Origin of the sequence: Acinetobacter sp. CIP 102129, assembly GCF_000368305.1 — a bacterium.
GTDB classification, from domain to species: Bacteria; Pseudomonadota; Gammaproteobacteria; order Pseudomonadales; family Moraxellaceae; genus Acinetobacter; species Acinetobacter parvus.
Map to the genome: position 1 here is coordinate 1 of NZ_KB849339.1, position 14,429 is coordinate 14,429.

Here is a 14,429-nt window from a genome sequence, read left to right on the forward strand (position 1 = left end):
TTACGCCACCAACACCAGTCACGCCAGTTGTCACACCGCCAACCACGCCACCGACAGCACCGAATGGCAACACGCTAAACGATGACCGTCCGACGATTTCAGTCAACAACGTGACGGTGACCGAAGGCAGCGACCCTTATGCAACATTCACGGTCAGCTTAAGCAATCCAAGTTCAGAACCGATCGTATTTAACCCAACGCTGAGCAATGGCACAGCGATCGTGGGCACAGATACCGGCACGGCATTGGAATACTACAACGGCACGAGCTGGGTGGCAGTTCCAGCTGGCGGAATCACTTTCGCACCAGGACAAACCTCAGTTCAAGTCCGCGTAGCAGTGACCGATGACAACATCTATGAAGCGAACGAAACCTTCAACCTGACTGCGACCGTGACCAGTGGCACGACTGCGAATACAAGTGCGACTGGTGTAGGTACGATCACCAATGACGATGCCCCAACTTTATTGGCGGGTATTGCGCGGGTCTCGGAAGAAGGCTTAGTTGGCGGACTTGCCGATAGCAATGGTGATGATGACCTCACCAACAGTCGAACCTTTAATGGCAGTCTAGTGGTTGCGAATGTTGAGACCACCGTCGGCCTAACCTATGCGTTTACAGGTGTTCCAAGCGAAGCGTTGACCTCCAATGGCGTGGCCGTGGTGTGGACATTGGTCAGCGCGACCGAAGTTGTGGGAACAGCCAACGGTATTCCAGTGGTCAGTGTGATCTTAGACAGCGCAACAGGCGACTACACCGTCACCTTAGACAAAGCCGTCGATCATGCGGATAACAGCGTAGAAGACATCCTTGACTTCACCATTCCGACTAAGGTTACCGGCAACCATAATGTAAGCGACACTTCGACCTTGAAAGTCATTGTTGAAGACGATGCACCAAGCATCACCCCAACAGGACCACTACCAACCCTGACAGTCGATGATAGTGCCTTGCTTACTGGCGCACAAACCCCAACAAGTCCGTATACCAGCACAGCGACAGCAAGCTTTGTTTCAGCCTTTGGTATCAAGTACGGTGCAGATGGTGCTGGTAGCACGGTATATAGCCTAAGTACTGTTGATGGTAATGATCATAAACCAGTCGATTTATTTGATGCTGAAACAGGTGACAGAATATTCCTATACACCCAAGGGAATGAGGTTTGGGGCTTTGTTGGAACTACTGCTCTTGTTGCCTTCAAAGTGAGCGTAGACACAAATGGCAATGTGACCTTAAATCAGTTAAGGGCAATTCGCCATACCAATACAGGTAGCACAGATGAGGCTTCAGCACCTCTTACTCCAGCTTCAATAAAGTTGACTGCCACCGTGACAGACCGTGATGATGATACCGACAGTGAAACGCTGAATATTGGCGGTACACTCAGATTCTTGGATGATGCACCAACGATTACTGTAGTAGCGGCAGCACCGACCTTGCAAGTGGATGAATCGGCATTGGCGAGTGGTGCACAAATACCAACCGCCCCTTATAGCAGCATCGCTACAGCAGATTTTAGTAGTGTCTTTGCTCATGCCTATGGAGCAGATGGAGCAGGAACACTGCTCTATAGCTTAACCACCAATGGAGCAGCCACAGGGTTGCTGGATAGTCTAACCAATCAGGCGATTTCACTTGTCCAAGTGGGTAATAATATCGTTGGACGTGCCGCTGGCAATGACGTATTCCAAGTGAGTGTTGATGCAAATGGTAACGTGACCTTAAATCAATTCAGGTCAATTATTCATGCCAATGGTGCAAACCCAGATGACGTATCTGCCGCGATTGCCGCGAATGCCATTACCCTGACAGCCTTCATTACAGATAGAGATGGTGACAGTGCCAATACTGCGATTGCTATTGGCGACAAGTTTAGCTTCCGTGATGATGCGCCAAGCGTCAGCACTAATACTGTGAGTACAGTCCTTGAGGTTGATGAAACGGTATTGAATAGCAATGACAGCGAAAACTTCGCCAGTGCCTTTACGGTCAACTATGGTGCAGATGGTGCAGGCAGTACTGTTTATAGCCTAGGCGTGACCGATGGTACAAATAGTGGCTTGGTTGATGTTGCTTCAGGTTCAGCAATTCTTCTCTATCAAGTCAGTGCTGGCGTTGTTGAGGGGCGAGTAGGTGGTATCGGTGGTACAGCAGCGTTCCGTATCAGTGTGATTGATGCAGCCGCAGGTCAGGTTGAACTCGATCAAATTCGCGCTTTACGCCATTTAGACACTGCAAACACCAATGAGTTCGTCCGTATTGATGCTAACACGGTGAAATTAATCGCCAACGTCACTGACAAAGATGGTGATGTCAATTCAGCAGCCAGTATTGACCTTGGTGTTAAAGTTGCCTTCCGTGATGATGCGCCAACTTTTGGTACAGCAGGCACACTACCATCATTGATTGTGGATGAAAGTAATTTGACTGGTGGTGCGCAAGCCCCGACAGCACCAAATCCTGCCACAGCAAGTTTTGTCAGTGCCTTTAACATCAACTATGGTGCAGATGGCGGTAGTACGGCTTATAGTCTAAGCACTACTAATTTTACGCTGACTAATTTATATGATACGGCAACTGGTTCTCGTATTGCCCTATTCAATGATGGTGGTAAGGTTGTTGGCTATTTGACATCTGATCTCTCTACGGCTGCATTCGATGTGAGTGTAGATGTCAATGGCATTGTGACCTTAAATCAGTTAAGGGCTATTCGCCATACCAATACCGCTAATCCAGATGAGGCTTCAGCACCTCTTACTCCAGCTTCAATAAAGTTGACTGCACTTGTGACAGACCGTGACGGTGATGAGATTAGTAAAACGCTGGATATAGGCGGTACTGTTAGCTTTAAGGATGATGCTCCAACCATTACACCGACCAATGCAGCACCGATTTTGATTGTTGATGAAACCACATTGGGTACATCAGTCACGAATAATGCCTTTGGTACAAGTGCATTCACTGTTAAATATGGCGCAGATGGTGCAGCAAGCACTATGCCATTGGTTTATAGTTTGAGTGTGTCTAGCGTAGGTGGTGTATCCAGTGCTTTGGTGGATACAGCAACAGGACAACTGGTTTATCTCTATATAGAGAGTGGCACTGGTGATGTGATTGGTCGTGTTGGTTCGGGTGGTAATCCTGCGCCATTAGGTGCAGAAGCCTTCCGTATTCATGTGGATGCGAGTACTGGTTCAACCACATTAACGCAAAATCGCCCATTAAATCATTTGGTTGATGGTCCAACACCGTCAAATCATAATGATGCCTTGAATATGACTGCAAATCTTATTCGTTTGAATGCAACAGCGACGGATAAAGATGGTGATGTGGTCACTCAAGGCACGGATGTTGGTAATAAGTTTAGATTCTTGGATGATGGCTTGAGTCTGGTTGCTAATGCGGCAAACTTAGGCAGTATCACTGTTGATGAAAGTGCCTTGATTGGTGGTGTCGGTAATCCAGATCCAACCATTCTTGCCACGATGACTAATTCAACCTTCTTGAATGGTGTATTTACACCAACTTACGGTACAGATGGTCAACATGCAGGGAATCCTCTGGTGTACAGCTTGCAGGTCGCTAACCCAGGTGTAAACAGTGGTTTGGTGGATACTGCAACAGGTCAAGCGATTTTTCTATACAAAGTAGGCACTGACATTGTTGGGCGTGTGGGCAGTAACACGGGTGCAGAAGCCTTCCGTATTCAGATGAATGCAACGTCAGGGTCTACAAAATTAACGCAAAGCCGTTCATTAAGTCATTTGACAGATGGCTCAACAGCAACAGATCATAATGATGCCCTTACAATCACCAATAGTTCTGTCTTTGTTCGAGCTGTTGCGATGGACGGCGATGGTGATACAGCAATACAGAACGTGGATATTGGCAATAAGTTTAGCTTCTTGGACGATGGTCCAGTATTTACTAGCTCAACAACTGCAACAGTAGATGAAGCGGATTTACCACTGGGTAGTTCTCCTACACCATCCGCATTGACCCAATCTGGCACATTAACGATCAACTTTGGTGCGGATAAAGGTACAGCGTCGCAGGTTGATGTACAGTTTACTGCAGCAACCCTGACTGCTTTAGAAAACTGGGATAATACCGCAACAGGTGGTGAAGCCAACAATGAAAATCTGACGTTTGTAATTTCCAATGCAGGGCATACCATTACCGCAAGAGATGGTGCTGGTGCTGGTGATCCAATTGCATTTACAGTGACTTTAACTGTAGATAAAGCTACTGGGGCAACGTCTTATCAATTTGTATTAAGTAGGGCATTGGCACACAATAATTTGCCTGAATTGCATATTCCATTTAAAAACCTGCTCATTACAGACGGTGATGGTGATACCACACTGGGTAACTTTAGTGTCACAGTAGTGGACGATGAACCTGCATTAACGCCTAAACTATTAATTGTTAATGAAGACTTAACAAACCATAGTGGTTTTTTACATGGTGCGCCTAATAGCAATACCTTTAATACCAATGCCGATGCAACAGGTGTCAATACAGCCATCGATGGCGGCGCAAATGCACCGCAACATGGTGTAGCAGTGGTCAATGCCAACGGTACGATTACCTATACGCCTAATACGCATTATAGTGGTCAAGATACGTTTACCTATACCACCACGACCGATCAAGGGACTAAGACCTATACGGTTAATGTCACAGTACGCCCAATTACCAATGATGTGCCGCAAATCCCACATGACGGTGAAACAAACGCCACGCATCCGCACTTTGTGTATACGCTCGAAGATACCGATGTGCTGTTGGGCTTGAAAGCCCCTGTGATTACCGATCCAACCGATCAAAATGGTGCTACAACAGGCGATCATCCAGAGCGTTTGGGTGTCATCACGCTGACTCTGTCAGGTGCTGGTGCAGTCGCAGGAACTGAACTGTTGAATGGCGGAACGCCGCTGACTCCGACTTCATCTGGTAGTGGTATCTTTACCGTCGTATTGCTGACGGCTGATGGTTTGGCGGTCAACACTGCTTATCATCATTCAGGAATCGCCTTGGGTAATCCAAACGTGAATTACCTGACGGTTGCTCAGTATGAAGCCATTCAGGCGAGCCCAGCATTGCATCGTCATGAAAACTTTAACGTTGCGGTGAGTGTGACCGAGTACGAAGTGAATGACAGCGGTACGATTGTGTCTACACCAGATAACGGCACAAATGGTAATACAGCTACCCAAAATATCTTTGTTTCTGTGGAAGCAGTAACAGACGATGCGCAGTTGATATTTAATACGACTGCAGCTCTACCTACCAACGTGGATGCCGTGACTTATGTTGGTAATACTACAGCGACTGTGACCATTAAAGAAGAAACAAACTTTAATGTAAAAGATATTCTTATCGCGCAATATGCCGATTTGGATGGTACAGAAGTCCGCTCGATCACCATCACCAATACCACTGGACAAGATATTGTTGTCAATGGTTCAACATTGGCAAATGGTGCTAGCGTCACGGTCAATGCCACTGGACAAGTCAGCAACATCAGTAACTTCCCAAATATCACCATTGGTGCGGCAGGCGACTTTAGTGGTGATTTGAATAATATTATTCTTACCATCAATGCTCAAGATTATGATGCCGATGGTTATTATCACACGCATAATCATGTGGATAACTCAACAATTCCACTGGCATTTGCAGCAGGAAGCCCAACGCGAGATGGTGTACCTGAAGCAGATACGCATGATGCTCCTCCAACGGATAACAACACGGTGGTGCTAAATCTGCGTGTTACTCCAGTTGCAGGTGACGTTGCCGCAGGTGATGTATCAACAGCAGAAGATACCGCAGTCGCTTTCTTACAAAATGTAAGAGTGACCGATACAGGCACAGGTGATGAACGTATCAAAAGCGTGTCATTTACCGTACCTACAGACTGGAAGGTCATTCCACCAACAGCAAGTGTGGGCTGGAGCACAGCTGGTGACGGCATTACAGGTACTTATACCATCACCTTTGCGGATGGTGTATTGACAGAAGCACAACGTGAAACAATCTTAGATCAGTTCATGATTCAACCGCCAGCACATAGCAGCAAAGATGTGACGATCAATGTTGCCCTGACATCGATGGATACCAATACAACAGGTAGCGATACCGCAACGGTCAACCTCCCAATCAAGATCACAGTGACCCCAACCGCTGAAGCTTTAGCGCTGACAGGCAATGCCACGATTACAGGTTTAACGACTGATTACTATGCCACAGCAGCAGACAACCCAGCCAATTGGACTGCGATGAATACCGATATCAATGCTGCCAATGGTGGTCTTACACCTGACTTAAGCATGAATGGCAACTTTAGCTATGGAACAAATGGTTTTGAAGATACATGGTTTGCACTAAATACCGATGGTTTCGACTTTAAAACACCTTGGCATAATGAAGATGGTGTGGGTTCAGGCGGTACAAATGGCAATAGAGAAAATACTTTTGCAGTGCTCACTGCCTATGAAGTGGTGCTTGGTGCAGGTGGGATCATTACAGGACTTAATCCAATTGCTGGAGAGTTTAAACATAGCGGCAGCACAGCATTTGCTAGTGAAGTTGCCATACAGTTCTTAGATTCAGTTGAATTCAAAGGGCCAGAGGGTTTTTCAGGTGAAGTGTTTATCAAAGTACAAGCACGTACCAAAGACTACGATGAAGATGATACCAATGCGGAAGTGATAAAAGACTCTGGCGTAGCTTGGCTGAAACATATATTGCTTGAGCCTGTTGCAGATGCTGTGACCTTGCGGGTCAGAATTCGTGAGGTGATGGACGAAGATACCTCAAGAGCATTGACCATTCGTACACAAACCACTGATCTCGATGGTAGCGAAACCTTTAATATCCGAATTCAAGGCATTCCAGAAGGCAGTAAAATCGAATTTAATGGTCATGTCTATAATACATTAAATAATAGCACTTGGATCAATGGTGGCAATGAATTGGTTGATCAAGGTGGTGGTCTATACACCTTACAATTGCAAGGCTTGCCACAAGGCACCATTAACCCGATCTTCACCCCACCGAAAGACAGTAATACCAATGGTTCGAATATCAATTTAACCGTTGAAGCCGTATCCGTAGATACGATCACGATTTCAGGTGGGCCGAATGCGGGAACATATACCCAGACCAATCCAGTGACATCGACACAAACCATCGCAATCTCCGTTATTGGTGTGCCTGATGCACCGTTGGTAAGCATTGTGGGTGGTCAAACGTGGGTGGAAAATAATTTGGATAAGCATAATGGGGGCATTAATAGTGCTGCTGCCAATGGTGATCCAAATGTGATTGATCTGAGCAACTTTATTACAGATGCGAAGGTCGGCGAAACAAACCCATTGAATCCGTCAGTCTATTCAGAAACATTGACGCTGCGTATTACCAATTTACCTGAAGGCTTTAGTTTAGTAGATGCAGCAACAGGCAATCCAATCACCACCTTGGGTGGTTCAGGCGATGCGCGTGTTTGGGTGCTGACTCCAGCACAGATTGCGACCACACAAATCAAAACACCTGTGAACTTTAGTGGTACGGAAAACTTTACCGTACAACCTGTGGTGACTGAAAATGATGGTCGGGCAACCAAGTTTGCCTTGCAAACAGTAGAGTTCAAGATCACCCCATCACCAGAAGCTACGTTGAATTTATCTTCTAATGTTTGGGAAGATGTGGATGACGGTACGTACGGTCATGCCAATCAGATTGGTCAGATTAGTTTGAGTGCATTGCCACAAAATGGTGATAGTACCAATGAAGAAATCTATGCGGTACGCTTTAGCGAGGCTGAAGTTTTGGCTGCAGGGATGATCTTGTATAGTGATGCAGCAGGGACAACGCCATTAGTCGCAACAGGTGGTTACTACTATGTGACTGGTGTGGCCAATGTACAAAATGTCTATGTGCGTAGCGATGAGAACTTTAGCGGTGATGTAGCACTTACGGTGGATTATATCGTACGTGATACGTCTAGTGATGGTACGCCTGCTCCAAATCAAACCATCTACACGGGTGGAGGAAATGCACCGACGTGGACATCGTTCGAAACCATTAACCATGTTTTACACTTTAGACCATTGACCGATGATGTGGATTTGACGATTCCTAGCCTGACTTCGCCAACAGCGACGATTACTGGAACGCACGCAACTTTAGTAGGTGATGGTCGTGTTACAGTAAACCTAAACACCGCGAAAGTGCCAGATGCCACGGCAAGTAGTACCATAGATTATGATGGTACTGAACATATGAATTATTTCTTGATTCAAAATGTTCCCGATGGTGTTACGGTTATTGGTGCAGTTAATACGGGTGGTGGTCAATGGTTAATCATCGACACCACGAGTTTTACGGGTGCATTAGCTGATAGTGTTCAATTCGATGTTAACTACGCTGCTGTCTACGCTGCTGTAGGCAATATTACAGATTGGCCAATTACGATTACTGCCGTCACTCAGGATGGCACAGCACCAGAGAAAACCGACACAGAAACATGGACACTGACTACCGTGGCAGGACCAGGTGGGATTTTTGTTCGACCAGAGATTGATCTAATACCGCTGAATCCTACAAAAATTGAAGACACTCCGTTTGCTTTATCTGATGTGGTGAGTGGTGATATAGATTCGTCTATGGCAACCATAACCAGTCCATATCAGGTCACTTTGACCATTCGTATGGATCCAGCCGATACCACAACCTTCACAGGGATGGGGTCGCGTATTGTGGTTATAGAGGGTGGTAATCCTGTTGCGATATGGACCAAAACTTTCACGACTGATGCGGCCAATGCGGACGCTGATTTGGCGGCTGCCATTGCCAGTGTTACGGTCATTCCAGCATCTGATGCCAACCGAAACACCAACAACCTCAATGGACCATTGCCATTTGATATTACTGCAAGCATACAAGCGGGTGGTGCAACGGATAGTGATCAAGTCGTATCGAATGTTAATTTGACTCCAGTGACGGATAACGCGACATTGACCACAACATCTACTGCTGTTAATGAAGGTGGTACTATCCCAGTGAATGTTATTGTAACAAATGACAAAGATGAAACAGGTGACTGGATCATCGCAGGAGATAATTTATATTTACAAGTGGTGGATGGTCCAGATACAGTGGTTCAAGGTGATTTGCAGTATTGGAACGGTGCATCGTGGATTACTGTAACACCAACATTGGTCACAGGTACAGGTACAACTTTAGATGGTCAGAATTACTATATAGTGCCAAATGTATTGCCAAATACCTTGCAGCAACTGCGATATGTGGTGACGAATGATGCAAAATATGAGCATGGAACATTTACACTCAATGCCTTTGCCATTAACCAAGAATTTGGTAGTACTACACTGGTATCTATGGGTTCTACACCATTAACGGTCAATCCAGTCAATACCCCACCAGTCATTGACATCGAGGCGAGCGGTTTTGAGCAAGGTAAATTCTTTGTACCTGGTGTGCCTGCTGCGTTCTCGATTCCGCTCAACATTACGAAACATTTGATGCCTGCGGATCCAGAAGTGAATGAAAATCTATATTCTGCATTGATTCAGAATTTGCCAAATGGTTTCTTGGTGTACTACGGGACAGATCAGAATTCGGCAACCTTGGCAACTAATGCAGGTGATGGTACGTGGTTAATTCCTGTTTCTGGCAATGATTTACCGCCGTACATCAGCATTAAGCCACCTGCGTACTGGAGTGGAACATTGAGTAGTGCCGTGTTCTCGCTTGTGAGTGGTGAAGCGAGTTTACCAGCCAATGTCACAGATTTCCCATTTAACCTTATCGTGACACCAGTTGCGGATGGGATCTTCGCGCTTGCACCGACCTATAGCTTTGCGAATGTGGGTGAGCCGTTGGTCTTGAACCTCAACATGGGGATGCAAGACCCCGTGTCGGTGACCAACTCTGCTGCAGCACCTGATGAATATCACGAGTTGACTACTCTGAAATTCCGTAACATTCCTGATGGTGCAGCGACTGTATTCTTGGCAAATAATGCACTGATTAACCCAAGCCTGATTACGTATGATGCGGGTACGGGTGAACATACCATTACAGGTCTCACACAGGCGCAGTTGGATAACTTCCAAATACTGCATGAGGGCACAGCAGGTCGTGTACTCATTGAAGTTGATGCACAAACCTATGAGGTGAAAACCGCAACGGGTGCAGTGGTTAGCCCTCCTAGTGCATGGGTTACGAAAAGCTTTGAGATCAATGTAACAGGTGGTAATCGTGTTGATGGTACGCCAGCTGGTGACATCATGAGTGGTACAGCAGATAATGATTACATTAACGGTCACGGAGGCGATGACACGATTAGTGGTGGTTCCGGCAATGATGCACTGCTTGGCGAAACAGGGAATGACATCCTAAATGGTGGTGATGGCACGGACTATCTCTATGGTGGTGTGGACAATGACACCCTGATTGGCGGTGCAGGAAACGATATTCTGTTTGGTGGTACAGGCGCAGATACCTTTGTTTGGGGTAAATCGCTAAATACGACGACAGGTAATCTCGTAACCAACAGTACCAATGATGCTGATGGCTCTACAGACATTATCAAAGACTTTAACCTTGCTGAAGGTGACAAAGTTGACGCTAAAGCTTTGCTTGATGCACTTGGCTGGAATGGCAACATGGCAACATTGAGTAATTATGTGAGTGTAAGCGGTAATAGCATTAACATCCATGATGTAGGCAGTGCCCATAGTGTGACCATTGTGGTAGAGAATCATACCTTTAGCGACGTTACTGATATGATCAACAAAACCAACTTCCAGACTTAAACCTAGCGTAGAGGGCGTAGTCACTTCGCCCTCTATCCCAAATTTATTTATTAATATGATGGCAACATCGTTAAACATTTAAGAAACCTTAAAACAAGGGGAAACCTGTGAAAGTATTAGCATTAACAAAAATCGCAAGCATGGTTGCTGGGGCAAGTGTGGCAATGACTGTATCAGCAGCAGACTTAACATCTGTGACTAAAACTGCGATTGAAAATAATCCAGAGGTTCAGGTGCAATGGTCAAACTTTCTTGAAGCCACTGCGAATCAAAAACAAGCGCGAGCAGGTTATTTACCATCAATTGATTTAAATGCAGCTTATGGTAAAGGCGATCGTGACTTTGATGGTCGTGGCTGGTTTAATCAGGGACAAGCGGAAATTGCATTGACCCAGGTATTATTTGATGGTTTTCGGATTAAAAATAAAGTTGAACAAGGCGATTATGCTGCATTAAAGCGCTATTATGAGTTAAATGCTGGTGTGGAACAAAAAGCTTTTGAAGCAGCTCAAGCTTATTTGGATGTTCAACGTTACCGTGATCTGGTTAAATTGGCAGAAACCAACTTTAATAACCATCAACGTGTTTATAACCAAATTCAGCAAAAGACCAAGCAGGGTGTGGGCAATGGTGCGGATTTAGCACAAATATCAGGCCGTTTATCTTTGGCACAAACCAATTTAATGACGGAACAAGCGAATTTAAATGATGTATCAGCACGTTTTGCCCGTATTGTTGGGGTCGAACCAAGTGCAAATCTTGAACCTGTTAATTTAAATACTTCTTTGCCTAATAGCTCACAAGATGCTGTAATGACTGCATATCAGAACAATAATAGTTTGAAAGCAGCATTAAGTGAAATGGAATATGCGCGTACCAATGCAGAAGAGTTTAAGTCAAACATGTACCCTAAACTCTCATTGGTAGCGCGTACAGGACTATATCAAAACCGTAACAGTTTTGATGAGCGTACCAATCCTGGCAATGACAAGTATGGTCAGGATAGTGCAGTAGAACTTAGATTGAATTACAACCTGTTTAATGGTTTTGCTGACCGTTCAGCAGTCAATGCGGCAAATGCTAGAATTTATACTGCTCAGGACTTGAAAAACAAAGCCTGTGTTGATATTCGTCAAACCACAACAATTGCGTATAACAATGTGAATAATTATAGCAATCAGATGCAATGGCTACAGCGCCATCGCGATGAATCTGCATCCGTTGTAAAAGCTTATAATGATCAGTTTGATATTGGTCGTCGTACTTTGCTTGATGTACTTGATTCAGAAAATGAAGCCTTTCAGGCCAATCGTGCTTATGTCAGTGCGCAATATGATTTGAAAATTGCACAATTCCAAACACTGTATAGCATGGGTCAATTATTGCCTGCATTAGGTATTAAACGTGATAATTTACCAGAAGTATCAGAAGTAAGTAAACGTGAACTGAATGCAGCAAATGTATGTACAGCGGCAAATGCACAAGCTGAATAATTTTTTAATCAGTTAAAATAAAATAGGGTGCTGTTGCACCCTGTTTTTATAGATGCTCCAACTCTTTTGGGTAAGGTAAATTTACAATTATTCCATTAACTCAATGATATAACTCTGAGTTTGGGAATAATGAACCTTTTATGCTTGTTTGATTCATGGTGAATAAGTGACAACACAAATATTTGATCCTTTAGCTTTATGCCTGATTCGGGTGGCTAAAGATTATGAAATTAGTATTACACAAGAAGGTTTATTATCAGGTTTGCCTTTACCTAATGGAAAGCTAATACCTCAGTTTTTTTCACGTGCAGCTGATCGGGTAAGTTTGACAAGTAATATGGTACAGCAGAATCTGGATCAACTGAACCATTTTGTTTTTCCTGCCATTTTAATATTGAATAATAATACAGCTTGTGTTTTATATCGTTTTGATACAGAAAGACAGACTGCAACAGTATATTTTCCTGAAATGTCGGATACCGTGACAGAAGTTCCAATTGCACAGTTACAAGAAAAATATCTGGGTTCAGTGATTTATTTGCAACAACGTCAATTTGTGGCGGATAACAAGGTTAAGCTGGAAAAGACAAATCAGCATTGGTTCTGGAGCGTAATTCGACAGCACCGTTCCATGTACAAAGATATTTTATTAGCAGCCCTGTTCGTCAATATCTTTGCTTTGTGTGCACCTTTTTTCGTAATGAATGTTTATGACCGTGTTGTTCCCAACCATGCTACAGATACCCTATGGGTACTAGCCTTTGGAATCATGATTATTATTACGGCTGACTTTATTTTAAAACTGGTCCGTAGTTATTTTGTTGATTTGGCTGCAACCCGTGCTGATAACAAGCTATCTGCCTATATTATGGAAAAAGTATTAGGTCGGCGTATGGAACAGAATAATATGTCTGTTGGTATGATGGCCTCCAATATTCAGTCCTATGAGGCAATTCGTTCTTTTACCAGTTCTATGACTGTGGTATCACTGATTGACTTGCCATTTTTTGTTCTGTTCTTAGCTGTTATCTGTATTATTTCATGGGTTTTCGTTATTCCTTTAGTCATCGCTGCAATCATTATTTTACTCTATGCATTATCAGTTCATATTAGTTTAAAAAAATTATCTGATGCGATGTCAGAAGCTTCTCAACAGCGTCAGGGATTATTGATAGAAACCTTAAATAATCAGGAAACGATTAAAAGTTTTAATGCTGCTGGACGAATGCAAACTTTATGGGAAAAAGCCACTCGTTTTACCGTACAGTATTCTTCTAAATTACGTTTTATTGGTGGCACTGTTGGTAATTTTGCTGCATGGGTACAACAAACAGCAGGCGTTGTGATTATCCTGGTTGGAGTTTATCTTATTGTAGATGGAAAGTTGACCCAAGGTGCACTGATTGCCTGTTATTTATTATCAACCCGTGCCTTGGCTCCAATTGCACAAATTGCAGGTTTATTAACCCAATATTATCAGGCATCCAGTGCCTTAAATATGCTGAATCAAACTGTTGACGCTGAACAGGAACGAGAGAATCTAAAAGGTTGGGTGAGTCATCCACATCTTATAGGACATATCGAATTTAAAAATGTCAGTTTATGTTATCCAAATGAATCACATTCTGCTTTAAATAATATCTCTTTCTCTATTCGAGCAGGAGAAAAAGTGGCGATTCTAGGAAAAGTAGGCTCAGGCAAAAGCTCAATTGAAAAGATACTATTGTCGCTCTATAAGCCGACTGAAGGGTCAGTATTTATTGATCAAACCAATATTAGTCAGATTGATCCAGCAGAATTACGTAGCCAGATTGGTTATATTCCCCAGGACATACAATTGCTGAACGGTACAGTATTATCAAATATTGTCTTGGGTAATCCACATGTTAGCCGTGTTGCTTTGGAACAAAGTCTGATGTGGGTCTAGGATTTTAGACCACGTCTATAAGTGATAATCTACTCCCCAATAAGCATGGGAAATGCTTGTTTTAGGAGTCAACCATGACACGAAGAAAACGTCGTAATCATTCAGCAGAGTTTAAAGTTAAAGTTGCTCTCGCAGCAATTAAAGGCGACCACACACTCGCTGAAC

Annotated in this window: 3 protein-coding genes; all 3 read left to right on the top strand. The window is 44.1% G+C overall.

Annotated features, from left to right (window positions below):
- The first annotated feature begins 110 nt into the window (after nt 1-110).
- The 3 genes from F973_RS01535 (at nt 111) to F973_RS01545 (ending at nt 14,264) form a co-directional block, all read left to right on the top strand.
- Complete coding sequence (locus tag F973_RS01535; RefSeq protein ID WP_212749538.1) at nt 111-10,844, top strand: DUF5801 repeats-in-toxin domain-containing protein; 10,734 nt, start codon at nt 111-113, stop codon at nt 10,842-10,844.
- A 107-nt stretch (nt 10,845-10,951) separates the two neighbouring features.
- Nucleotides 10,952-12,337 (top strand): TolC family outer membrane protein, encoded by a 1,386-nt coding sequence (locus F973_RS01540; RefSeq protein ID WP_004759559.1) that lies wholly within the window; start codon nt 10,952-10,954, stop codon nt 12,335-12,337.
- Nucleotides 12,338-12,503: 166 nt separating this feature from the next.
- Complete coding sequence (locus F973_RS01545; protein WP_004759562.1) at nt 12,504-14,264, top strand: ABC transporter transmembrane domain-containing protein; 1,761 nt, start codon at nt 12,504-12,506, stop codon at nt 14,262-14,264.
- The last annotated feature ends 165 nt before the right edge of the window (nt 14,265-14,429 follow it).